The 22,183-nt window shown below is 71.1% G+C and carries 24 protein-coding genes and 2 pseudogenes; 14 read left to right on the plus strand and 12 right to left on the minus strand.

The window, feature by feature from the left end; all coding sequences use genetic code 11:
• Window positions 1-41 precede the first annotated feature (41 nt).
• Window positions 42-1,718, plus strand: a complete 1,677-nt coding sequence (gene nadB / locus CBM981_RS14160) for an L-aspartate oxidase (protein WP_087068916.1) — start codon at window positions 42-44, stop codon at window positions 1,716-1,718.
• Here nadB and CBM981_RS14165 read toward each other — a convergent pair.
• A complete protein-coding gene (locus CBM981_RS14165) occupies window positions 1,715-2,641 on the minus strand; it encodes a vitamin K epoxide reductase family protein (protein WP_087068917.1) in 927 nt (308 codons plus the stop codon). The genes nadB and CBM981_RS14165 overlap by 4 nt on opposite strands.
• Before the next feature lie 88 nt (window positions 2,642-2,729).
• Between CBM981_RS14165 and rimO the strand changes: the two genes are divergently transcribed.
• Window positions 2,730-4,133, plus strand: a complete 1,404-nt coding sequence (gene rimO, locus CBM981_RS14170; RefSeq protein ID WP_087068918.1) for a 30S ribosomal protein S12 methylthiotransferase RimO — start codon at window positions 2,730-2,732, stop codon at window positions 4,131-4,133.
• Here rimO and CBM981_RS14175 read toward each other — a convergent pair.
• Window positions 4,120-4,212: a cytochrome B6 gene (locus CBM981_RS14175; protein WP_087068919.1), complete on the minus strand. Its 93-nt coding sequence runs from the start codon at window positions 4,210-4,212 to the stop codon at window positions 4,120-4,122. The genes rimO and CBM981_RS14175 overlap by 14 nt on opposite strands.
• 277 nt (window positions 4,213-4,489) lie before the next feature.
• On the opposite strand from CBM981_RS14175, the gene CBM981_RS14180 reads away from it, so the two are divergent.
• Window positions 4,490-6,112 carry a B12-binding domain-containing radical SAM protein gene (locus tag CBM981_RS14180; RefSeq protein ID WP_087068920.1) on the plus strand — a complete coding sequence of 541 codons (1,623 nt, stop codon included), beginning with the start codon at window positions 4,490-4,492 and terminating at the stop codon, window positions 6,110-6,112.
• 36 nt (window positions 6,113-6,148) lie between these two features.
• Here the strand turns inward: CBM981_RS14180 and CBM981_RS14185 are convergent, their stop codons facing one another.
• Genes CBM981_RS14185 through CBM981_RS14200 form a run of 4 tightly spaced genes read right to left on the minus strand, consistent with a single transcriptional unit; the run spans window position 6,149 to window position 9,532 of the window.
• A complete protein-coding gene (locus CBM981_RS14185) occupies window positions 6,149-6,562 on the minus strand; it encodes a DUF4346 domain-containing protein (RefSeq protein ID WP_087068921.1) in 414 nt (137 codons plus the stop codon).
• Window positions 6,507-7,733, minus strand: coding sequence for a GNAT family N-acetyltransferase (locus CBM981_RS14190; RefSeq protein WP_087068922.1), 1,227 nt, complete (start codon window positions 7,731-7,733; stop codon window positions 6,507-6,509). The genes CBM981_RS14185 and CBM981_RS14190 overlap by 56 nt, the downstream gene beginning before the upstream one ends.
• Window positions 7,734-7,759: 26 nt before the next feature.
• Complete coding sequence (locus CBM981_RS14195; RefSeq protein ID WP_087068923.1) at window positions 7,760-8,467, minus strand: dihydrofolate reductase family protein; 708 nt, start codon at window positions 8,465-8,467, stop codon at window positions 7,760-7,762.
• Between the two features lie 30 nt (window positions 8,468-8,497).
• Complete coding sequence (locus tag CBM981_RS14200; protein ID WP_225867420.1) at window positions 8,498-9,532, minus strand: 6-carboxytetrahydropterin synthase; 1,035 nt, start codon at window positions 9,530-9,532, stop codon at window positions 8,498-8,500.
• 59 nt (window positions 9,533-9,591) lie between these two features.
• On the opposite strand from CBM981_RS14200, the gene CBM981_RS14205 reads away from it, so the two are divergent.
• A complete protein-coding gene (locus tag CBM981_RS14205) occupies window positions 9,592-10,260 on the plus strand; it encodes a shikimate kinase (RefSeq protein ID WP_087068924.1) in 669 nt (222 codons plus the stop codon).
• Here the strand turns inward: CBM981_RS14205 and CBM981_RS14210 are convergent.
• Window positions 10,214-10,480 (minus strand): chlororespiratory reduction protein 7, encoded by a 267-nt coding sequence (locus CBM981_RS14210; RefSeq protein ID WP_087068925.1) that lies wholly within the window; start codon window positions 10,478-10,480, stop codon window positions 10,214-10,216. The two genes, CBM981_RS14205 and CBM981_RS14210, sit on opposite strands and share 47 nt — an antisense overlap.
• Before the next feature lie 103 nt (window positions 10,481-10,583).
• On the opposite strand from CBM981_RS14210, the pseudogene CBM981_RS16280 reads away from it, so the two are divergent.
• Window positions 10,584-11,075 (plus strand): annotated as a pseudogene (locus CBM981_RS16280) (DUF6816 family protein); the annotation flags it as partial.
• Between the two features lie 75 nt (window positions 11,076-11,150).
• Here the strand turns inward: CBM981_RS16280 and CBM981_RS14220 are convergent.
• The gene (locus tag CBM981_RS14220) at window positions 11,151-11,870 is read right to left on the minus strand and encodes a glutathione S-transferase family protein (protein WP_087068926.1); all 720 of its coding nucleotides are present in this window, start codon (window positions 11,868-11,870) and stop codon (window positions 11,151-11,153) included.
• 66 nt (window positions 11,871-11,936) lie between these two features.
• Here CBM981_RS14220 and CBM981_RS14225 point away from each other — a divergent pair, with 66 nt between their 5' ends.
• Genes CBM981_RS14225 through CBM981_RS14245 form a run of 5 tightly spaced genes read left to right on the plus strand, consistent with a single transcriptional unit; the run spans window position 11,937 to window position 16,272 of the window.
• Window positions 11,937-12,143, plus strand: coding sequence for a DUF751 family protein (locus CBM981_RS14225; protein WP_087068927.1), 207 nt, complete (start codon window positions 11,937-11,939; stop codon window positions 12,141-12,143).
• Between the two features lie 2 nt (window positions 12,144-12,145).
• Entirely contained in the window at window positions 12,146-12,565 is a 420-nt protein-coding gene (rbfA, locus tag CBM981_RS14230) for a 30S ribosome-binding factor RbfA (RefSeq protein ID WP_087068928.1), read from the plus strand.
• Window positions 12,522-14,174 carry a glycoside hydrolase family 3 N-terminal domain-containing protein gene (locus tag CBM981_RS14235; protein WP_087068929.1) on the plus strand — a complete coding sequence of 551 codons (1,653 nt, stop codon included), beginning with the start codon at window positions 12,522-12,524 and terminating at the stop codon, window positions 14,172-14,174. The genes rbfA and CBM981_RS14235 overlap by 44 nt, the downstream gene beginning before the upstream one ends.
• A 14-nt stretch (window positions 14,175-14,188) precedes the next feature.
• Entirely contained in the window at window positions 14,189-15,382 is a 1,194-nt protein-coding gene (locus tag CBM981_RS14240; protein WP_087068930.1) for a glycosyltransferase, read from the plus strand.
• Between the two features lie 41 nt (window positions 15,383-15,423).
• Window positions 15,424-16,272 carry a uroporphyrinogen-III synthase gene (locus CBM981_RS14245; protein WP_087068931.1) on the plus strand — a complete coding sequence of 283 codons (849 nt, stop codon included), beginning with the start codon at window positions 15,424-15,426 and terminating at the stop codon, window positions 16,270-16,272.
• Here CBM981_RS14245 and CBM981_RS14250 read toward each other — a convergent pair.
• The 3 genes and pseudogenes from CBM981_RS14250 to zds all read right to left on the minus strand — a co-directional run bounded on the left by CBM981_RS14250 (window position 16,208) and on the right by zds (window position 18,721).
• Window positions 16,208-16,732 (minus strand): hypothetical protein, encoded by a 525-nt coding sequence (locus tag CBM981_RS14250; protein ID WP_087068932.1) that lies wholly within the window; start codon window positions 16,730-16,732, stop codon window positions 16,208-16,210. The genes CBM981_RS14245 and CBM981_RS14250 overlap by 65 nt on opposite strands.
• Window positions 16,710-17,152: pseudogene (locus CBM981_RS14255) on the minus strand (SRPBCC family protein). Before CBM981_RS14255 ends, CBM981_RS14250 begins: the two are co-directional and overlap by 23 nt.
• A 60-nt stretch (window positions 17,153-17,212) precedes the next feature.
• Window positions 17,213-18,721: a 9,9'-di-cis-zeta-carotene desaturase gene (zds, locus tag CBM981_RS14260; protein ID WP_087069467.1), complete on the minus strand. Its 1,509-nt coding sequence runs from the start codon at window positions 18,719-18,721 to the stop codon at window positions 17,213-17,215.
• Between the two features lie 94 nt (window positions 18,722-18,815).
• Between zds and CBM981_RS14265 the strand changes: the two genes are divergently transcribed.
• The 4 genes from CBM981_RS14265 (at window position 18,816) to CBM981_RS14280 (ending at window position 21,309) form a co-directional block, all read left to right on the plus strand.
• On the plus strand, window positions 18,816-19,241 hold the full coding sequence (locus CBM981_RS14265; RefSeq protein WP_087068933.1) for an iron-sulfur cluster assembly accessory protein: 426 nt from the start codon (window positions 18,816-18,818) through the stop codon (window positions 19,239-19,241).
• Window positions 19,242-19,315: 74 nt separating this feature from the next.
• The gene (locus CBM981_RS14270) at window positions 19,316-19,753 is read left to right on the plus strand and encodes a hypothetical protein (protein ID WP_087068934.1); all 438 of its coding nucleotides are present in this window, start codon (window positions 19,316-19,318) and stop codon (window positions 19,751-19,753) included.
• A gap of 40 nt (window positions 19,754-19,793) precedes the next feature.
• Entirely contained in the window at window positions 19,794-21,038 is a 1,245-nt protein-coding gene (locus tag CBM981_RS14275; RefSeq protein WP_087068935.1) for a lipid-A-disaccharide synthase-related protein, read from the plus strand.
• Window positions 21,031-21,309, plus strand: coding sequence for a hypothetical protein (locus CBM981_RS14280; RefSeq protein WP_087068936.1), 279 nt, complete (start codon window positions 21,031-21,033; stop codon window positions 21,307-21,309). Before CBM981_RS14275 ends, CBM981_RS14280 begins: the two co-directional genes overlap by 8 nt.
• On the opposite strand, the gene CBM981_RS14285 is transcribed toward CBM981_RS14280, so the two are convergent.
• Complete coding sequence (locus CBM981_RS14285) at window positions 21,245-22,180, minus strand: TIGR01777 family oxidoreductase (RefSeq protein WP_087068937.1); 936 nt, start codon at window positions 22,178-22,180, stop codon at window positions 21,245-21,247. The genes CBM981_RS14280 and CBM981_RS14285 overlap by 65 nt on opposite strands.
• Between the last annotated feature and the right edge of the window lie 3 nt (window positions 22,181-22,183).

A 22,183-nucleotide genomic window follows, 5' to 3' on the forward strand; every position in this document is an offset into this window, starting at 1 on the left:
GCTTTTTTCATGCCGGCAGGATCCGGAAGCCCGCTGCAGCGATGGCGCACTCTGACTGGGATGTGGTGGTGGTCGGCGGCGGTGCCGCCGGGCTCATGGCCTGCCTGGAGCTGCCGGCCCAGCTGAAGGTGCTGCTGCTGAACAAGGAGCGAACCCCCCGGTCCGCCAGCCGCTGGGCCCAGGGCGGCATCGCCGCGGTGACCCATCCCGACGACAGCTTCGCCAGCCATCGCGATGACACCCTGGCGGCGGGAGATGGCCTCTGCGATCGCCCGGCGGTGGACCTTCTGGTGCATGAGGCGCCCCGGTGCGTGGAGCGCCTGCTGGAGCTCGGCATGGCCTTCGACAGAAGCGGCCAGAGCCTCAGCACCACCCTGGAGGCGGCCCACAGCCACCGGCGGGTGCTGCACGCCCAGGACCGCACCGGGGGAGCCCTGGTGGATGCGCTCGAGCGGGAGGTGCGCTGCCGCCCCGGCCTGGAGCAGCGCCAGGGCGTGGTGGCCCTGCAGCTGTGGGTGGAAGCGGGACGCTGCCGCGGCCTGCAGGTGCTGGAGCAGGGATGCATCCACTGGCTGGCGGCCCGGGCGGTGGTGCTGGCCACTGGAGGAGGCGGGCACCTGTTCGCCCACACCACCAACCCGGTGCAGTCGAGCGGCGACGGTCTGGCGATGGCCTGGCAGGCCGGCGCCCAGGTGCGCGACCTGGAATTCGTTCAGTTCCATCCCACTGCCCTGATGCTCCCCGGAGCCCCCCACTTCCTGATTTCGGAGGCGGTGCGCGGGGAGGGGGCCCGGCTGATCGATGCGCACGGCACCAGCCCGGTGGCGGAGCTGGCCGGCGGCGATCTGGCCCCCCGGGACCAGGTGAGCCGGGCCCTGGCCCGCAGGATGCAGGAGCAGGGGGTGGACCACCTGTGGCTGGATCTGCGCCCGATCGGGGCCGAGCACCTCCAGCGCCAGTTCCCCACCATCCTGGGCCGTTGCCGCGAACTCGGCCTCGAGCCCACGGCCGCCCCTCTGCCGGTGGCTCCCGCCGCCCACTACTGGATGGGCGGGGTCCGCACCGACCTGAAGGCCGGCACCACGGTGCCGGGCCTCTACGCGGTGGGGGAGCTGGCCTGCACAGGCGTGCATGGCGCCAACCGGCTGGCCAGCAACTCCCTGATGGAGTGCCTGGTGTTCGCCAGGCAGCTGCGCCACATCCAGCTGGAGTCTGGCGCGCCACCGGGTTGCGACGGCCCCGGGTCGGGCTCGCCGCAGCCGGCCACGGCGGCCCAGGAGCCCATCCCTCCGGGCCCCACCACCCTGGAGCTGAAGGCCCGGATCCGAAACCTGCGCGAGCTCTGCTGGCAGGTGGCGGGCGTAGAGCGCCGGGGCCATGCGCTGGCGGCCGCGCTGCCGCAGCTGCGCCGGGAGCGCCGGGAGCTCGAAGCCGATCCCTGCTGGCAGGAGGTGAGCCACCTCCCGAAAGCGGGCCGGCTCAGCGTCAGGCCCGCCGCGCTGCCCGCCCTGCGGCTTCTTCAGGAGCTGCACCAGCGGCTGGTGCTGGCCGAGCTGCTGATCGAGGCGGCCCTGTTCCGCGTCGAAAGCCGGGGAGGGCATTTCCGCACCGATGCGCCGGCACACCAGCCGTTCTGGCAGGTGCACAGCTGCCAGACCCACGGGGCCGGCATCAGCACCGCGGCGGTGCTCCCGGCCGGCGCACGGGCCGGGAGTTAAGGGCCCTCAGGCTTGAATCCGCTCAGCTCGGCCAGGCGCTCGAGGGGCTTGACGCCGGAATCCAGCTTCCCGTTGATCTCCCAGGTGGGGAAGCCCTGGATGGCCTTGCTGTCGCAGAGCGCCTTCTGGCTGTTGCGGCCGTCGGGCGCACACTCGATCACCTTCAGCTTGTCGGTGGCTTCCTTGCCGAACAGCTCCTTCTGCTCATGGCAGTGGGGGCACCAGTAGGCGGAATACATCACGGCACCCGTGCGGGTGAGGTGCTCCGCCAGGGCCAGGGTCTGGGGCGTGCTCTCACTCACCACAGCCGGTGGGGTGCCGGGCCCGGTGACGAGGGCCGGCCGATCCACCGCCGTGGCCCAGCCGAGGCCCACCAGACCCACCACCAGGGCCACCAGGATGAGACGGAAGAGCAGCTGGCCCCGGTCCTGCCAGTCGCCGCCGATCAGGGTGAACACGAGCAGGGCCACGCTCAGCACGGCCGAGAGCACGCAGAAGAAGCAGAAGGCCTGGATCTTGAACACCATCACGCCCATCAGCAGCACGCTGAAGACCGCCATGCCGGTGCTGGTGAGCAGCATCCCCCACCAGCTCAGGGAACCGAGCCTGTCGCGCAGGTCGCCCTTCAGCACCAGAGGAAGCACGGCCATCAGCAGCATCGCCAGATAGGCCAGGCAGCCGAACAGCGACAGCGGCTGGCCGAACAGGCTGCCCCAGGCGCTGTTCAGCACCTTGTCGCAGCCTTCCGCCCCTCCGGGACAGACCAGGGGGCCCAGCATTCCCCAGCGTTTGAGCGTGATCGTGCCGGTGTCGATGACACCGATGGTGGCCAGCACCGACAGCACCACCCGCACCCAGCGCTGCCCGGGATCACCGCGACGGCGCGAGCTGCTGAGGCGTTCACTGAGACGGCTGGAGGTCACGGACAATGGAGTGGTGGGCTTTGGGGGGATTCTCGCAGCCGCGCCCGGCAGCCGCCCCATAGGGTGGTGGATCGGCCAGCCATCGCCCATGAGTTCCCCGCGCCAGAGCGGATCCCCGCGCAAGACGATCGCCTTTGCCCACCTCGGCTGCGAGAAGAACCGGGTGGACACCGAGCACATGCTCGGCCTGCTGGCGGAAGCCGGCTACGGCGTGAGCGCGGATGAAGGCGAGGCCAGCGTGGTGGTGGTGAACACCTGCAGCTTCATCCAGGACGCCCGCGAGGAATCGGTGCGGACCCTGGTGGAACTGGCGGAACAGGGCAAGGAACTGATCATCGCGGGCTGCCTGGCCCAGCATTTCCAGGAGGAGCTGCTCGAATCGCTGCCGGAGGCGAAGGCGATCGTGGGCACCGGCGACTACCAGCACATCGTGAGCGTGCTGGAGAAGGTGGAGGCCGGCGAGCGGGTGAACCAGGTGAGCGCCACCCCCACCTTCGTGGGCGACGAGCACCTGCCCCGCTACCGCACCACCTCCGAGGCCGTGGCCTATCTGAAGGTGGCCGAGGGCTGCGATTACCGCTGCGCCTTCTGCATCATTCCCAGGCTGCGCGGCGATCAGCGCTCACGGCCGATCGAGTCGATCGTGGCGGAGGCGCGGCAACTGGCCGCCCAGGGGGTGAAGGAACTGGTGCTGATCAGCCAGATCACCACCAACTACGGCCTCGACCTCTACGGCAAGCCCCAACTGGCGGAGCTGCTGCGGGCCCTGGCTGAGGTGGAGATCCCCTGGATCCGGGTGCACTACGCCTATCCCACCGGCCTCACCTCCGAGGTGCTGGCCGCCTACCGGGAGGTGCCGAACGTGGTGCCCTACCTGGATCTGCCGCTGCAGCACAGCCACCCGGACGTGCTGCGGGCCATGAACCGGCCCTGGCAGGCGAACGTGACCGGCGGACTGCTGCAGCGCATCCGCGAGCAGCTGCCCGATGCGGTGCTGCGCACCACCTTCATCGTGGGCTTTCCCGGTGAGACCGAGGAGCACTTCCAGCACCTGCTGGACTTCGTGGCCGAACAGCGCTTCGACCATGTGGGGGTGTTCACCTTCTCCCCCGAGGACGGCACGCCGGCGGCGGACCTGCCCGATGCGGTGGCCCCCGAGGTGGCCGCCTCCCGCAAGGACCGGCTGATGGCCCTGCAGCAACCGATCGCCGCCGCCCGCAATCAGGCCTGGGTGGGCAGGATCGTGGATGTGCTGATCGAGCAGGAGAACCCGGCCACCGGTGAGATGCTCGGCCGCTGCAGCCGATTCGCCCCGGAGGTGGATGGGGAGGTGCGGGTGAATCCCGGGCCCGGGGGCCTGTGCGCCGCCCCCGGCACGATGGTGCCGGTGCGGCTCACCGCCGCCGACACCTACGACCTGATCGGCGAGGTGGTGGGCGCCGGCGCCATGGTGCACGAGGCGCAGGCGGCCCGCTCGCTCAGATCAGCTTGACGCCGCGCAGCACCACGGAGGCCACGAAGGCGGCGACCAGACCGCCGCCGACCAGACCCAGGTAGATCGCTGCACCCATGGAGGGCCTCTGCTGCTGAAGGTGGCCCCATTACAGCAGAGGCCATGCCTCATCAGGCATCCCGGAGACCATCTGCCTAGGCTTTGGCCACTTCGGGATCAGAGGGTCCGACAGCTCTCCGCCAACCCGCTCTCCAGCTCCCTCCAGGACACCGCCCCAGGCTCCGGCCCTCTCCGCGGTCTCGTGTCGTCACGGTGCCGACCCCACCGGATGAGGTTGCTGGCAGGCACGTCCTGGTCCGGCCATGGGCCTTTCCTGCGTTCGTCCCGATCCCCGTATGCGCACCCTGCTGATCTATCCGGAATTCCCCAGGACGTTCTGGAGCTACGAGAAGATCCTCGAACTGGTGAACCGCAAGGTGCTCCTGCCGCCCCTGGGCATGGTCACCGTGGCGGCACTGCTGCCCCAGAGCTGGCCGATGAAGCTGGTGGACCGCAACGTGCGGGAGGTGACCGAGGCCGAGTGGGACTGGGCCGAGCTGGTGGTGATGTCGGGGATGATCGTGCAGAAGGCCGACATGGCCGCGCAGATCGCCAGGGCCAAGCAACGGGGCCTGCCGGTGGCCGTGGGTGGGCCCTTCGCCAGTTCCACGCCCGACGCTCCCGAACTGGATCTCGCCGACTTCAAGGTGCTCGACGAGGGGGAGATCACCCTGCCCCTGTTCATCGAGGCCCTGGAGCGCGGCGAACGGCAGGGCCGCTTCAACTCCGGCGGCGAGAAGCCGGACGTGACCGGCACGCCCATCCCCCGCTTCGACCTGCTGGAGATGGACGCCTATTCCGAGATGTCGGTGCAGTTCTCGCGGGGCTGCCCGTTCCAGTGCGAGTTCTGCGACATCATCGTGCTGTATGGGCGCAAACCCCGCACCAAGGAGCCCGACCAGCTGATCGCCGAATTGCAACGCCTCTACGACCTGGGCTGGCGCCGCTCGGTGTTCCTGGTGGATGACAACTTCATCGGCAACAAGCGCAACGTGAAGCGACTGCTGCCCGCCCTCAAGCAGTGGCAGATCGAGCACGGCTATCCCTTCAGTTTCGCCACCGAGGCCTCGGTGGATCTGGCGGCCGATGACGAACTGATGCAGATGATGGTGGAATGCCGCTTCGAGAGCGTGTTCCTCGGCATCGAAACGCCAGACGAAGCGAGCCTGGAGGTGGCCGGCAAGCGCCAGAACACCCGCAGCTCCCTGGAGGACTCGGTGAACCGCATCACCTCCTACGGGCTGCGGGTGATGGCCGGATTCATCATCGGCTTCGACGGCGAGAAGCAGGGCGCCGGCGACCGCATCGTGGAGTTCGTGACCCGCACCGGCATCCCCCACGCCATGATGGGCATGCTCCAGGCGCTGCCGAACACGGCCCTGTGGCATCGCCTCGAGCGGGAAGGACGGCTGATCCAGGATTCAGCCGCGGCCAAGGGTGTGAACCAGACCAACCTGCTCAACTTCGTGCCCACCCGCCCGATCCGGGACATCGCCAATGAGTACGTGGAGGCCTTCTCCAGGCTGTATGAACCGCATGCCTACATCGACCGGGTCTACAACTACTTCCTGAAACTGCCTCCTCAGAAGTACAAGGAGTTTCTGGTTGAGCAGAAGCCCGAGAAGGGAGGCATCAATGAAGGGGTGAACTGGGTGGATCTCCGCGCCCTGGCCATCATCGTGTGGCGCCAGGGATTCCGCCGCAGCACCCGCTGGCGCTTCTGGAGGGCCCTGTACGGGATGGCCAGGAACAACCCCAAACGCTTCAAGGGGTTCATCTCCATCCTGGCCCACAACGAGCACTTCCTCGAGTACCGGGCGATCGTGCGCGAGGAGATCGCCGCCCAGCTGGCCCAGCTGCCCCCCGAACCCGCCGGCGCCACCAGCCCGTCACCCGTGCCCGAACTGATCTCTGCCTGAGGTCGGCGGCGGACCCCGCGCTCGCGGCGGGGCAGGTCAGTCCTGGATGTAGTCCAGACCGTTCACCAGGCACCACTCCGCCTTCTGCAGTTCACGCCCCAGGTACAGGGCGTGGTCGAAGCGGCTCACCGGCAGGGGCAGAGGCCCTTCGGTGAGGGCGATGCCGAGCTGCTTGGCGGTGCAGCCCCGGTACACCGCCAGGGGCTGGCGCGGCTCTCCTCCCCGGCAGCTGAGCACCTCTCCGGTTTCGGGATCGGTGGCCAGGCCGCGCTCGTCGATGCCGTTGCCGTAGTGCTCGGCCACGAGCTCACCGGCCTCGCGATCGAGCTTGATCAGGAAATAGCCCGCTGGATCGAGGTCGATGCAGCGGCGCGACAGCTCCGCGTCCAGCTGCTCACGGGTCGGCGGCGGCGCGGTGGGCCTGGGCGGGGACGATGGAGCCTGGGACATGGGGGGGATCGTAGTCAGCCGTGAACGGCAGCTCGGCGTTGATGGCCTCGATCTCGCGCGCCGTCTCGGCATTCGCCCGCGGCAACCACTCGCGCAGGATGGCATCGAAGCGGGCATCACTCCAGCGGTGCAGGCTGATGCGGGGCTGGGCCACAAAACCGCGCCGGCGCTTGTGGCTGCCCCCGGCGCCGGGGTCGAAGTGGCGGACTCCGGCGGCGATGGCCCATTCGATCGGTGCGTAGTAGCACACCTCGAAGTGCAGGCAGTCGATGGCGACGTCGCTGCCCCAGTAGCGGCCCCACAGATGATCTCCACCGCGGGCGCAGAGCGACATGGCCACCGGCTGGCAGGGATCGCCGCGGTGGGCGCTGAACAGCACCAGGTGGCGCCGCAGGGCGGGATCCTGCGCCAGGGCGGAGAAGAAGTCTTCGGTGAGGTACTTGCTCCCCCAGGGACCCCAGCGGGCGCAGTGCTGGGCATAGAACCCGTGCATCCGCTCCACCATCGCGGCGGGGATCCCCTCCCCCTCCAGCGGGGTCACCTGCAGCCCGGCCGCCTGCACCGCCTTGCGCTCCCGCTTGATGTTGCGGCGCTGATTGGCGTTGAAACTGGCGAGATACCCATTGAAATCGCGGTGGCCGGGATTGCTCCACTGGCTCTGCTGGTTCACCCAGGCGGCGCAGCCGGCAGCCTCGGCCAGCGGCCGCCAGGTGGGGTCCACGTAGAGGAAGTTGCAGCTGAGGATGCCGTGCTCCCGGCAGAAGGCGTCGATCAGCTCCAGCAGCAGGGCCGTGAGATCGGCCGCCGGCTCCCCCGGGGCGATCAGGAAGCGGTAGCCCTCCACGGGGCTGACCGGACTCATGCCCACCAGCTTGGGGTAGTAGCGCAGCCCCAGCTGGCCGGCGAGCTGGGCGAAGCTCTGGTCGAACACGAACTCGCCGTAGCTGTGCCCCTTGAGGTACAGGGGCGCCACGGCCACGGGGATGGCGCCGCGCCAGAGGGCCAGATGGCAGCCCTGCCAGCCTTCCCGCGGCGCCACGCTGCCGCTCTGCTCGAGCTGCCGCAGCCAGCGCCAGCGGTAGAAGGGGAGATCACAGGCCAGCAGGCTGTCCCAGGCCTCTTCGGGGATCTCCGCCAGGGAACGGTGCCAGCGGGCGCGCAGCTCAACCAAGGCGGGGTGCCTCCGGGGCGGGCAAGCTAACCAGCGGCTGGGCCCGGAGGCGGCAGGCCCGCCGAGAACACCGGCTCGCGGCGGAAGTGCAGCAGGCACTCGCCGCCCTCGAGCGGCCGGCAGCTCTGGAGATGCCAGGGCGCCTGCCGCAGGGCTCCGGCCAGGGGCTGGGGCTGCGGCAGCCGGGTCGCCGCGGGCAGCCACAGATGCTCCCCCCCCAGCAGCAGGGGGCAGAGGGTGAGCTGCAGCTCATCCACCAGGCCGGCCTCCAGCAGGGAAGCCGCCAGGGCCGCTCCCCCCAGCAGCACCAACCGGTCCAGCCCCTGCGCCGCCAGCGCGGCCAGCAGCTCCGGCCAGGGGGCCAGGGGCAGGTGCCGGTGAAACCCGCTGAGCCCGGCGGCCGATGCAGGCCCCAGCAACCAGCGCTGCAGCGGCTGCGACCAGAAGGGCAGCGTGGCGGGGAAGCGGCCGGAGCGGCTGGCCACCACGGCCACCGGCTGGGGCGGACGTCCGGCACGGCGCCGATCCTCCAGCAGATCAGCGTGGTGGATCAGACAGGTGCTGCCGTGCAGCCGCAGGGTCTCGGCGCCGAGCAGGCAGGCGTCGGCCCAGGCCAGGGCCTCCTCCAGGGCCCGGCGGTCAGCGGCCCCGCCGAGCTGGGCAGGCCCGCCCCCGGGAGGGGCGAGCCGCCCATCCAGGCTCACCGCCAGGACGAGGCGCAGCGTGGTGGGCAAGGCGGTGGCGGCAGGGGGCAGGCGCGGCGCTCAGCCGGCCACCAGGGCTTCCAGAGCCGCCGGCACCATCTCCAGCTGGGGCGTTTCGGCAAACACCTCGGCGGCGTTGTTGGGGCTCTCCTGGAGACGCACCTTGTGCAGACGGGCTCCGGTGGCGGCGATCGGTGCGGCCAGCAGATCGGCGATGTGGAGGGCGATGTTCTCGGCGGTGGGCACGCAGTGGGCGAAGTGCTCCACATCCTTGTTGAGGAAGGTGTGGTCGAAGGGTTCCACCACCAGATCCTCCACCAGGCGCTGGAGTTCGGCCAGATCACACACCATGCCGGTGCGGGGGTCGATGGCACCGCGCACGGTGACGTCCAGCAGGTAGTTGTGGCCGTGGCCGTGGGGACGGGCACACTTGCCGTAGATGGCGTCGTTCTCGGCCTGGCTGAGCTCGGGACGGGCCAGGCGGTGGGCCGCGGCGAAGTGGGTGCGGATCGACAGGAAGGCTTCCATGGGGAGCGGGGCGGCAGGGAGCGGGGCGGAGGCCTCAGGGGCAGGGGCAGGGGCAGGGGCTGGCGGGGCGATCAGATCCACCCAGAGGTCGGCCTGCTCGTAGAGGCGGATGCCGGCCAGGGGCAGCAGCGGTGCCAGACGCCCCCAGATGGCCCGGCCAAGGGCCTCGGTGGTGGGCAGGCATCCCTCCGGACGGGAGAGATCGAACTCGGGCCACACCTCGTTGAGGTAGCGGAAGTCGAGCTGGGCGGTGACCGCCGAGCGGATGGCGTGCTTCACCTCCGAGAGATTGAGCACCATGCCGTGGCCGTCGAGCGGCCCGGCCATGGCCACGATCAGCTCGTAGTTGTGGCCGTGGCCGGGGGCATGGCTGCAGGGGCCGAAGCGGGCGACGTTCTCCTCGGGGGAGAGCTCCGGCAGCCAGTAACGGTGGCTGGCGCTGAAGGTGGCGCGGCGGGTGATCAGGCAGGGACGCCCCTTGCCGTGGGCCGCGGCGGCGGAAGGACGCGGGCTGCCGGAAGCGCTCGCCGCCTCCCGGGCCAGCCTGGGGCGGGCGCTTGCCGTCATGGGGCTCGTCGTACGTGGGACCATCCTAGAAACGCAATCTCCTGAGCCGACGGTCAGCGATGGCTGCTCCAGCACCGAACCAGGACCTGGCCAGGCGGCTGCAGGGGCTCAACCTCTACCTCGTGGGGATGATGGGCACCGGCAAGAGCGCCGTGGGCGCTCCCCTGGCCGCCGCCCTGGGCTACCACTTCGTGGATGCCGACACCGTGCTGGAGCAGGCGGCCGGCTGCGGCATCGCCGAGATCTTCGCCCAGGACGGCGAGGCCCGCTTCCGCGAGCTGGAGACGGCCGTGCTGGGGCAGATCAGCGGCTGGCACTCGCTGGTGGTGGCCACCGGCGGGGGCGTGGTCACCCGTCCCCGCAACTGGGGCCACCTGCACCAGGGGGTGGTGGTGTGGCTGGATGCGCCGCCCGAGCTGCTGCTGCACCGGCTGCGCCACGACCCCACCCCGCGCCCGCTGCTGGCCGACCCGGATCCGGCGGCCCGCCTGGAGGAGCTGCTGCAGGTCAGGCGCCCCCTCTACAGCCAGGCCGACCTGCGCATCCTCCAGAACGGAGCCCCCCCCGAGGCCGTGGCCGCCGAGGTGATCGCCGCCCTCCCCGCGATCCTGCGGCAGCGCCCGGCCGCCCCTGAGCAGCCCGTGCTGCTGTGCGATGCCGGGGGCCACCTCACCACCTCGCTCAACCTCCACCCGGAGGATCCAGCCGCACCGCGAACCACTGGATGACCAGACCAGGCTCCAGCTCGAGTTCACAGGCCGTCTCCAGCAGACGCTCGGCCCGCTCCCGCCCGCCGGACAGGGCGGCGAGGTCGGCGGGGACGCGGGGCAGCCGGGCCAGCTGGCGCTCGAGCCAGAGCACGGTGTCGGCCGCCGTGAGGATCTCCTCGGTGCCGCCGGGTTCCAGCACCACGTAATGATCGAGCTCCCGGATCAGGGGATCGGACATGGGCAAGCGGCTGGTGGGCACCATCCTGGCGCTGTGGCTGCTGCTGACACCTGCGGCAGCCGGCGCGGCGCAGGCGAGCCCGGATGGTGCGCTGGAGGCCCGGATGGCGACCTGGCCCGACTGGAGCCTGCCGGCACCGCTGCCCCGGCCCGGCCGCCGTGACCTGCTCTACCCCGCCTGGTTCCAGGGCCGCTGGAGGGCCTGCGACGAGGCCGGCAGGGTGTTCGAGCTGCGTTTCCTGCCGGTGGCCGGGGGCGCAGTCGCCGGCGACCGTGCCTTCAACGCCCGCGCCATCGGTGCCGCCATGCTCGGCAAGGCCCTGCTGGCCGTGGAGAACGACCCGGCCAACCCCAACCGGCAGGTGGCCCGGCTGTGGGGGCCCCAGGGCCGGGTGCTGCAGCTGGAATCCACGGTGGTGGCGCGGGGCAGCGCCCAGCCCTCCCCCGACCGGTTTCTGGCGGACGAACTGGCCCTGCAGGTGCTGCATGGGCCGGGCGCGCCCCGCATCAGCCGGGTGGAGGTGCTCAGCAGCTTCGAGCGCCGCTCGGACGGCGCCATCGCGGTGGAGCAATGGCAGGCCACCTATCCCGCACCGGGCGAGGGGCTGACCGCCGCCGCGGCAAGCACCGAACGGCACCACCTGCAGCTCGATCCCCTCCGGCCCGACCCCTCAGAGGCGGCCGAGCTGGTCGAGGATGCCGTCGCGCCACTGGAACAGGGGCTGCAGCAGGGGATGGTCGGCCACACCGCTGACGCCATGGCCCGCCAGGGGGGCACCGGCGCTGGACGGGAAGCTGAGCACGGACAGATGGGCCACCACGGCCAGATCAGCCAGGCTGAGCGCCTCTCCCACCAGATACCCCCGACCGGCCACGAGCACGGCCAGATGTTCGAGGTTGCTCTGCAGCTGTTGCCGCTCCTGGACGCCGACTAGGCCCGTGAGCGTGTCACCGACCCCGGCCATGACGCCGCCCGGCAGGATGGAGAGCAGCTGGCGCAGGGGCCCGGGGGTGGCCTCCGGCAGCAGGCCGGCCCGCAGCACCGGGTCGGAGGCGAGGGCCTGCACCAGGGCCAGGCGCGCGCCTGAGGCCAGGGACGTGTCCGCCCAGTCCTCGAGGAGCAACACCCGGGCCCGCTCCACCGGATCGGCCGGCAGCAGGGCAGGGAGGGGGTGCTTGTGCTCCAGATGGAGGGCGATGGCCGTGGAATCGGCGATCACCTCAGACCCATCCACGAGCACCGGCACCTGGCGCTGCCCGGAGAGGCGGAACAGCTCCAGCTGACCCAGCCCGGGGGTCACCTCCACAATGGTGTAGTCGAGGCCCTTGGCGGCCAGCACCAGGCGCGCCTTCTCGCAGAAGGCCGAGTGCCGGAACTGGTGCAGCTGCATGCGTCAAGCCGGGTGCCCAGGCGGCAGAGTAGCGAGCAGGCATCGCACGAGGCGTTTCCGGAGGCAATGAAGGACTTCCTGCTCAACGTGACGCGCTACCCGCGCTACCTGATCGCCTTCGGTCTCGGTGTGGCCAACTCGGTGCTGGCCCCCCTCGCCGCCCGCGGCCGCAACCCGGTGACGGCGGTGGCCCTGATCGGGGCGGCCATCAGCGGCATGCTGAGCCTGGTCCTGGTGCTGCGTGCGATGGTGATTCCCACTCCGGTGGCGTAGCCATGGCACAGGGGCGACGGGTGGAACGGATGGCCTCCCTGATCCGGCGCGAGGTGAGCGACCTGCTGGTGGCGGGGATCAAGGACGATCGCGTGGCCCAGGGCATGGTGAGCGTCACCCGGGTGGAGGTGGCGGGCGACCTGCAGCACTGCAGGATTTACGTGAGTGTCTACGGGAGCGACGCCGACCGAGAGCAGGCCATGGCCGGACTCCAGTCCGCCGCCCCCTTCGTGAAGGGCGAGCTGAGCCGCCGCCTGAAGATGCGGCGAACGCCGGAGGTGGTGTTCCGGCTGGATCGCGGCCTGGAGGAGGGCGCCTCCGTGCTGGGGCTGATCAACAGGCTGGAGGCGGAGCGGCAGGCCAAGGCCGGCGGGCAAGATGGGGCTGACCCTGGCCCTGAGGACCTCGCCAGCCTTGACTAGGTCGGGCGATCCGGGGCTGCGCCGGCTGGTGGCCGAACTGCTGGTGGTGCGGGCGAGTGGCCACCTGGCAGACCACCAGAGGCGCTATCCCCAGTGGGAACTGCCGAACAGCGAGCTGCGGCAGCTGCTGGAGCTCGGCGTCGGGGGAGTGATCCTGCTGGGAGGGGCAGCGGCCGAGGTGGCCCTGCGCTGCGGACAGCTGCGCCGCTGGGCAGGCCAGCCCCTGCTGCTGTGCGCCGACGTGGAGGAGGGCGTGGGGCAGCGCTTCGAGGGCGCCAGCTGGCTCGTGCCCCCCCTGGGGGTGGGGCGCCTGCATGGCCGCGATCCAGCCCGGGCGCTGGCCCTGGCCGAGCGCTACGGAGCCTGCACCGGCCGGGATGCCCGGCGCCTCGGCCTGAACTGGGTCCTGGCACCGGTGTGCGATGTGAACAACAACGCCGCCAACCCGGTGATCAACGTGCGGGCCTGGGGGGAGGACCCGACCACGGTGGCCGCCCTCACGGCGGCCTTCTGCCGAGGACTCGACCGTGCCGGGGTGCTGGGCTGCGCCAAGCACTTCCCCGGCCATGGCGATACCAGCGGCGACTCCCATCTGGAGCTGCCGGTGCTGCCCCACAGCCGCGCGCGCCTGGAGGCGATCGAACTGCCCCCGTTCCAGGCCGTCATTGCGGCGGGGGTGGCGGCGGTGATGACCGCCCACCTGCTGCTGCCGGCGCTCGACCCCCGCCGCCCCGCCACCCTCTCCGCCGCGGTGCTCACCGGCCTGCTCCGCCACGACCTGGGCTTCGGTGGACTGGTGGTGACCGACGCCCTGGTGATGGAAGCGATCAGCCGTCACCACGGCCCCGGCGAGGCGGCGGTGCTGGCCCTGGAGGCCGGCGCCGACCTGGTGCTGATGCCCGCCGACGCCCGGCAGGCGATCGAGGCGATCGAGGCGGCCGTCCAGAACGGCCGCCTGCACCGGGAGCAGCTCGAGGCCAGCGCGCAACGCCGGCGCCATGCCCTCACCAGGATCGAGCAGCCCATCCCCGACCCCCTGGCCGCCCCTGGGGCGGACGTTCGGCTGGAGCAGGAGCTCGTGGACGCCACGCTGGAAACCCGCCCTGGCTTGGGCGCCGATCCAGACCGGCGTGCCTGGAGCACCGCCAGGGGCGTGAATCTGGTGCGTCTGGACAGCTGTCTTCAGGCCCCGTTCCTGGGGCCCGCCGCTCCGGCCGTCACGGTGCCGGGCGCGGCGGGGCTCGCCCCCTGCCTGCTGGATGGCCTGGGCCCCCGCCTGTGGCGGAGCGATCCGGAAGCCCCCCTCCAGCTGGAGCACCTGCCCGCCGGGCCGGTGCTGCTGCAGCTCTTCGTGCGGGGCAATCCCTTCCGGGGCAGCGCAGAGGCGGAGGAGGACTGGCCCGCCGCCATCACCCAGCTGCTCCGCTGCGGCCGCCTGGCGGGGCTGGCGGTGTACGGCAGCCCCTATCTGTGGGAGCGGCTTCGCCCCCTCCTGCCCGAGGCGGTGCCGGCGGCCTACAGCCCCGCCCAGATGCCCCGCGCCCAGAGCGCCGTGCTGGCGGCCCTGGGCCTGGGTCAGCCTGGCGGCCCGCAGGGATTCACGGACTGATCCGGGACGTGCCGATGCTGAGTCTGTCGATGGTGGTGCGCAACGAGGAAGCGCGGCTCGAGGCCTGCCTCAGCTCCGTGGCCGGTTTCGTCGACGAGATGGTGCTGCTCGACACCGGCTCCACCGATGCCACCGTGAGCATCGCCCAGCGCTGCGGCGCCGTGGTGCATTCCCTGCCCTGGCCCGGGGACTTCGCCCCGGCCCGCAACGAGGCGCTGCGGCATGTTTCGGGCGACTGGGTGCTGGTGCTCGATGCCGATGAGCAGCTGCTGGAGAGCGCCCGCCGTCCCCTGCGCCAGCTGCTGCAGGAGCCCGACCTGCTGCTGGTCAATCTGCTGCGCTTCGAGCGGGGCGCCCGGCAGTCGCCGTACTCGAGCGTGAGTCGCCTGTTCCGGCGCCATCCCGCCATCCAGTGGAGTGGCGCCTACCACGCCCAGGTGGATGACAGCGTGCTGACCCTGCTGCAGCAGGAACCCCACTTGCGGCTGGAGGACTGCCAGGAACCCGCCCTGGTGCACGACGGCTACGCGCCCGCACTGCTGGGCGAGCGGGACAAGGCCCGGCGGCTGCGCCAGGCGATGGAGCAGGAGCTGCTGGCCGATCCCGACGACCCCTACGCCTGCGCCAAGCTCGGCAGCCTGGATGTGAGCGAGGGGCATCAACAGCGCGGCATCGCCCTGCTGGAGCGGGGTCTGGCGCGTTGCCCCAGCGCGGCGGCACCGGTGCGCTACGAGCTGCTGCTGCATCTGGCCATGGCTGTCGCCCCCGAGCAGCCAGGCCGGGCCGAAACGCTCTACCGCGAGGCCGTGGCCCTGCCGCTGCCGGCCCGGGTGAGCCTGGGCGCCCGGCTGAACCTGGCTGCCCTGCTGTGCGGGCAGGGGCAGCTGGAGGAGGCGGCCACCCTGTGCCGGCAGGCCACCGTCGTTGCTCCCGAAGTGGGCCTGGGCTGGTACAACCTCGGGCTGATCGAGCGACGTCGCGGCCAGCTGCCGGCTGCGATCGCGGCCTACCGCAGAGCCATCGGCCTGGATGAGAACCATGCCGAGGCCCAGCAGAACCTGGCCGTGGCGCTGCTGATGGGCGGCGACATCGCCGCAGCCCGCGACGGTTTCCGGCGGGCCATCAGCCTGCTGCGGCTCCAGGGGCGCACCGCGGAGGCCGAGGATCTGCGGCAACGGGCCACGGCCCTGGTGAAGCTGGACCCCTGAGCCAGGCTTCCCCGCTGAACACGCACCACCCTCCCTCCCCCATGCCTTCCCCACCTCTGGCCGGTCGGACCGTGGCCGTGACGCGGGCCGAAACCCAGCTTGGGGAGGCCCGCCAGCTGTTCGAGCAGGCGGGCGCCAGGGTGGTGGACCTGCCCGCCCTGGTGGTCACGCCCCCCGACACCTGGGGGCCGCTGGATGACGCCCTGGCCGAGCTGGAGGATTTCCACTGGCTGGTGTTCTCCAGCGGCAACGGCGTGGACGCGGTGGAGCGGCGCCTGCAGCGGCGGGGCCGCTGCCTGGCCGGCCGGCCACGCTCCCTGCGGATCGCCGCCGTGGGCCGCAAGACCGCCGCCCAGCTGGACACCATCGGAGCCCCGGCCGACTTCATCCCGCCGCGCTTCGTGGCCGACAGCCTGCTGGAGCACTTCCCCGTCTCCGGCTGGGGCCTGCGGCTGCTGCTGCCCCGGGTGCAGAGCGGCGGCCGCACGCTCCTGGCCGAAGCCTTCGCCGAGGCCGGAGCCCGGGTGGTGGAGGTGGCCGCCTACGAAACCCGCTGCCCGGAGGGGCTGCCCACCGCCGCGGTGGCGGCGCTCGAGGGCGGCCAGCTCGACGCGATCACCTTCAGCAGCGCCAAGACCGTGTCGAACACGGCCCGGCTCCTGGAAGGGGCCTTCGGCGCCACCTGGCAGGGGCGCCTGGAGGATGTGGCCCTGGTCTCGATCGGCCCGCAGACCAGCCTCAGGCTCCGGAGCGCCCTCGGCCGGGTGGACGCCGAGGCGGACCCCCATGACCTGGAGGGGTTGGTACGGGCCTGCGGAGAAGCGCTCAGAGCTCGGCCGAGACGGTCTGCTTCCCCTGACGCAGGGTCAGCTGACCGCGATCGACATTGATGGCGGCCACCGTCCAGCCGGACGGCAGCAGGTCGGTGGTGCGGCCGCCACGGTCACCCACGCTGAGGGCCCCGCTGGTGGCGCCGTACTCCACGATGGCCTGGGAGGCGCCCCCCGAGCGGATGACGCCACTGAACCGGAAGGCTGGCGGCAGGGTGAGACGGGCCTGGGTGGTGGCGCCACGCCGGGCTGCAGCGCCCCCGCTGGAGGGGCTGGGGATGGCGGCGAAGGGGTCATCCCGGCCGATCTTCACCGACGCGAGCACCTCATTCGGTGTGGGAAGGGGCGTGAGGCCCGTGCTCTGGGGGGTATCCGCAGCCGGGGACGCCGCCTGGGCTGCGGGAGGCGGGGCAGGCGTGCTGGCCTCAGGGGGAGCGTCGCCACCGCCGCCGCAGGCGGAGAGCAGCAGCGCCAGCAGGGAACCCAGCAGCAGGCGATCAGGCCGTGGGCTGTTCGACAAGATCTCGGAAGCGGTCAAGATTCGCCTGGAGCTCCTTGGTCACGATGCCACCCAGGATGCTGGGTTCCATGAGCGGTGCCAAGACCCCCGGCAATTCGTAGCTGACACTGAGCTTCACGGCGGTGCTGCCATCGGGCTGCGGGTAGAAGCGCACCCCCCCCGGGTGGGCAGCCCCCCCACCGACTCCCAGTGGAGCTGCTGGGCCTCCACCCGCTGGGTGATGCGGGCTTTCCAGTGGAAGCGGAATCCCTGTGCCGCCAGGGTCCAGTCGGTGAGGTCCGGGTCGTTCGGCTCGGTGACCACCGACTCGATCCAGCGCATCCAGCGGGGCATGGCCTCGAGATCGCTCCACACCGCCCACACGCGGTCCGCGGGTGCGGCGATCAGGGTGGTGACGCTGTGCTCGAGCCATCGGCCCATGGGGCTTCTCCTGCGTTGGGCTTGGGGGATCGGGCCTGAAACCAGCGGGTCGCGGGCCTTTCAGCCGGTGGCGGCGTTGCTGGCGAGCTGGACGGGCCGATCGAGGATGGCCGCGGCCGCCATGCGGCCACTCATGGTGGCACCTTCCATCGAGTCGATGTAGTCCTGCCGGGTGTAGCTGCCGGCCAGGAAGAAGTTGGGCACCGGCGTGCGCTGGGTGGGCCGGTAGGGCTCCATGCCGGGGGCTTCGCGGTAGAGCGACTGGGCCAGCTTGACCACGTTGCTCCACACCAGCGTGAGGTTGGCGGCCGAGGGGAACAGCCGGCGCACCTGGGCATCGGTGGCCGCCACGATCGCCTCGGTCTTCTGCGTGATCCAGGGATCCCCGGGGGTCAGCACGCACTGGAGCAGCGAACCGAGCCCCTCCTTGCGGTAGTCCTCGGGACTGGCCAGGGCCAGGTCGGCGAAACAGCTGAAATCGGCGTCCGCGGTGTAGAGCAGGTTGTCCAGGCCGGAGGGCCGGCTGAGGTCGGCGCGGGAGGCCTGCTGGGCCGGGGAGTCGCCCAGTTCGGTCACCCAGCCGTCGTAGCGGAGCTGCACCGTGGCCACCGGCACCGCCTCCAGCCGGTAGATGGCGTCGAAGAGGGGCAGGCGGCGCCAGGCCTCCGGCAGCATGCGCTGGATGCCGGGCACGTCACAGGCGGCGAGATAGGCATCGGCCTCCACCTGCCGCTCCCCGTCCGGCGTGCCCAGGGTGAGGCCGCTCACCCGGAAGGCCGGCTGCCCAGGCGCGCCGTGGTCGCCGGAGGCGGCGGCAATGGCGTCGTAGTGCACCTGGGTGACGCGGTGGCGCAGGTGCAGGCGTCCCCCCCGGGCGGTGATGTAGTCGAGGATCGGACCGGTGAGCCAGCGGTGGGGCGAACCCTTGAGCAGGTTGAGCTTGGAGGCCTCGGTTTTCGAGGCGAACATCATGAAGATGGTGAGCATGCAGCGGGCCGAGATGGCCTCGCAGTCGATGAAACCCAGGGCGTAGGCGATCGGATTCCACATCCGCTCGATGCTCTGGCGGCTGCCGCCATGGCCGAGGAACCACTGCTGGAAGCTGATGCGGTCGAGGTCGCGGATCACCCGCATCGCCCCTTCGTAGTCCACCAGACCCCGCACGATCGGGCTGGTGCCGAGGGCCAGCGCATTGCGCAGCTTGTCGATCCAGTCCAGCTGGGGCGTGGTGAAGAAGGCCTTCAGACCGTTGAAGGGAGCCCCGATCGGAAAACGGAAATCGAGCTCGCGCAGATCGCCACCCGCATTCACGAACAGGTGGGTGTGCTGCTTGGGCAGCAGATTCTCGATCGCCCCCACCTTGCGCAGCAGGGCGAACAGGTTGGCGTAGTTGAAGAAGAACACATGCAACCCCATCTCGATGTGGTTGCCGTCGGGATCCACCCAGCTGCCCACCTTGCCGCCCATGAACGGCCGGGCCTCGTAGAGGTCCACGGCATGGCCCGCATCCACCAGATCCACGGCCGCCGCCAGACCAGCCAGACCCGCACCGACGATGGCGACCCGCACCCTGTCCACTCCCTGATGTCGCCCCAGACTCTATGGATCCGACAGCGGCGGGTGCTGGTCCATAGAGTTGGCCTCTGCCGTTCTGGCCCCTGCGATGAGCACCGAAACCACCACCGCCGGCGCCCCGTCCGCCGCCGCCGCCCCAGCTCCGGCCACCTTCACCGCCCGTGACGGCAAGGGCATCCTGATCACCGAACCCGCCATGAAGCAGCTGGGGGCCCTGATCAGCCAGCAGGGCGAAGGCAGGGTGCTGCGGGTGGGGGTGCGCTCCGGCGGCTGCAGCGGCATGAGCTACACGATGGATTTCATCGGTGCTGACGCGATCCGTGCGGACGACGAGCAGTACACCTACGAACCCGAAGGAGCTCCCAGCTTCCAGGTGGTCTGCGATCCCAAGAGCCTGCTGTACATCTACGGCATGCAGCTGGACTTCTCCAGCGCCCTGATCGGCGGCGGCTTCAACTTCACCAACCCCAACGCCAGCCAGACCTGTGGCTGTGGCAGTTCCTTCGCGGTCTGACCCCGGCCCGGCGGCGCCGGCGGGCTTCCGCTCGCATGGGAACCTGAGGGATCCGTTCCCGTGCCCCCCACGCCATGTCGGCCAGTTCCGCTGAGGGCAGCCCCACCACCTCGCTCTTCGAGGCCGCGATCAGCCGCTACAACGAGGGCGCCGATCCCGCCGAACTCCTGGCGGACTTCGAGGCCATCACCGAGCAGGCCCCCCGCCAGTCCGCCGGCTGGACCTGCCTGGCCTGGCTGCAGCTGCTCACCGATCAGCCCTTGCTGGCACTGCGCTCGGCCCGCACCGCCGTAAAGCTCAACCCCCAGGATCCCCAGGCGCGCCTCAACCTCAGCCTGGCCCTGCTGGAAACCGGCACCACCGGCGTGCGCGAACACATCGCCATCGTGCAGCGGGTGATGGTGATGGCACCGGACCTGGCCTCCGAGCTGCAGCAGTCCATGGCCGATGGTCTGCAGCGCCGCCCCGGCTGGCCCGCCATGCTCAAGATTCAGAGCTGGCTGAACGGGTGAGCACCGCACGGCTCAACACGGCAACGGCGCTCTGAGGCCGGTGGCTGCGGTTCTGCTGCTGAGCAACGGCCATGGGGAGGACCTCAGTGGCGCCCTGATCGGCTCGGCCCTGATGGCGCGTGGCGTGTCGGTGGAGGCTCTGCCCCTGGTGGGCCACGGCAAGGCCTACCGGCAGCGCGGCATCGCCGTGGTGGCGCCCACGCGGGAATGCCGCACCGGTGGCCTGGGCTTCACCAGCTTCCAGGGCCAGCTGAGTGAACTGCTGGATGGCCAGGTGGCCCATGTGCTGGCCAACCTGGGGCGGCTGCTGCGCCACCGGGGGCGTCACCAGCTCGTGGTGGCCGTGGGCGATCTGGTGGCCGTGCTCGGGGCCTGGCTGGGTGGGCAGCGCGCGGCGGTCTACCTGGTGGCCTACTCGAGCCACTACGAAGGCCGGCTGCGGCTGCCGTGGCCCTGCGGCTGGCTGCTGCGTCGCCCCGCGGTGCGTGCCATCTGGAGCCGCGATGCCCTCACCGCCCGGGACCTCAGCCAGCAGCTGGGGCGAGCGGTGACCTTTCGGGGCAATCCCTTTCTGGATGCGGCCCTGGCGCCCTTCCAGATCGCGGCCGAAGCGGCTGACGGCCCGGCGCGGGCGACCGCAGCTCACCACACGCCCCCCCCGCAGCGGCTCGCCCTGCTGCCCGGCAGCCGGCTGCCGGAGGCCCGCGACAACCTGGCCCTGATGCTGCAGATGCTGGAGCTGTTGCCCGCGGCCCTGCACCAGCGCCGCCTGCTGGCGCAGGCGGCGCTGGTGCCTGCCCTGGACCGCCAGCGGATCGGGGAGCTGGCGGCGGCGCGGGGCTGGCGCTGGGTCGGTGCCGATCGGCTGCGACGGAACGGCCTGGAGCTGGTGCTCAGCTGGTCCGGGTTCGGCGCCACCCTGCAGGCGGCGGATCTGGTGCTGGCGATGGCCGGCACGGCGACCGAGCAGGCGGTGGGGCTGGCCAAGCCGGTGGTGCAGCTGGTGGGGGAGGGTCCCCAGTTCACGGCGGGCTTCGCGGAGGCGCAGCGGCGCTTGCTGGGCAGCGGCGTGTACTGCGCCCCGTGGGGCGGCGACAGGGAGGCCATGCTGCGCCGCAGTGCCCAGCTGACGAGCTCGCTGCTGGAGGAACTGGCCCAGCCCGGGCAGGGAAACCGCCTGCGGCGTGACCTGGCCCGCAACGCCGCCGTGCGGATCGGCCCGCCAGGCGGCACGGAACGGCTCGCGGCGGCGATCATGGACCTGCTGCCCTCCTGCCATGGCTGACGCCGTTCCACCCCTCCAGCGCCTCAAGGGGGCCATGGACGCCATCCTGGTGGCCGATGTGTTCCTGGTGATTGCCGCGGCCGGATGGTTCGCCGTGGCGGTGGTGTGCCACAGCCAGAAGATCGAGGCTCCCCTCCGGCTGTTCCAGACCCTCTGGAAGCCGCTGTTCACCCCGGCCATCGGCCTGCTGATGGCGGCGGCGGTGCTCAGCGGGCTGCTGGGCTGGTGGCAGCGGCGAGAGCAGAATCGAGCCCGGCGTACTGAAAGCTGAACCCCTGGGCCCGCAGGCGCCGGGATTCCACCTGCTGCCCGTCGAGCACCACCTGGGCACCGTCCCCGAGCAACAGCTGCAGAATCGGCGCGGGCACCGGCAACAGGCTCGGCCGGCCCAGCACCTTGCCGAGGCAGGAGGCGAACTGGGCCATCCGCACAGGCTCGGGAGCCACGGCGTTGTACACGCCCGCATAGGCAGGGTCGTCGAGGGCGGTGGCCACCAGCCGGCAGAGGTCGTGCCGATGGATCCAGCTCATCCACTGACGCCCCGAACCGATCGGACCACCGAAGCCCATCCGGAACACCGGCAGCATCTTCGCCAGGGCGCCGCCATCGCCGCCCAGCACGATGCCGATGCGCAGAATCACCAGCCGGCAGGCCTCCGGACAGCCTGACGCCGCGGCTTCCCACTGCTGGCAGATCTCCGCGAGATAGTCAGAGCCGGCCGGGCTCTCCTCGCTGAAGGTGGCATCGGGGCTGGTGCCATAGAACCCCACCGCCGAGCCGTTCACCAGCACCCGAGGCGGGTTGGGCATCTGCTGCATGGCTGCCACAAGCAGTTCGGTGGTGCGCAGGCGGCTCTGCAGCAGCAGCTGGCGGTGGGCGGGTGTCCAGCGCTTCTCGGCAATCGGCTCCCCTGCCAGGTTCACCACCCCGTCCACCATCGCCAGAGCCTCGGGGATCTGGCCACTCCGCCAGGAGGCGGGATCGGAAGGATCGAGCTGAAGGCTGCGGAAACGCTCGCTCAGCAGGGCAGGGAACGGCTGCTGGCGGCGGCTCACCAGGATCAGCTCGTGCCCCAGCTCCAGCAGGAAGGGCACCAGTTCCCGCCCCACGAAACCGGAGCAGCCCAACAGCAGAAGACGCATGCG

This window comes from Cyanobium sp. NIES-981 (genome assembly GCF_900088535.1).
In the GTDB taxonomy this organism is placed as follows: domain Bacteria; phylum Cyanobacteriota; class Cyanobacteriia; order PCC-6307; family Cyanobiaceae; genus NIES-981.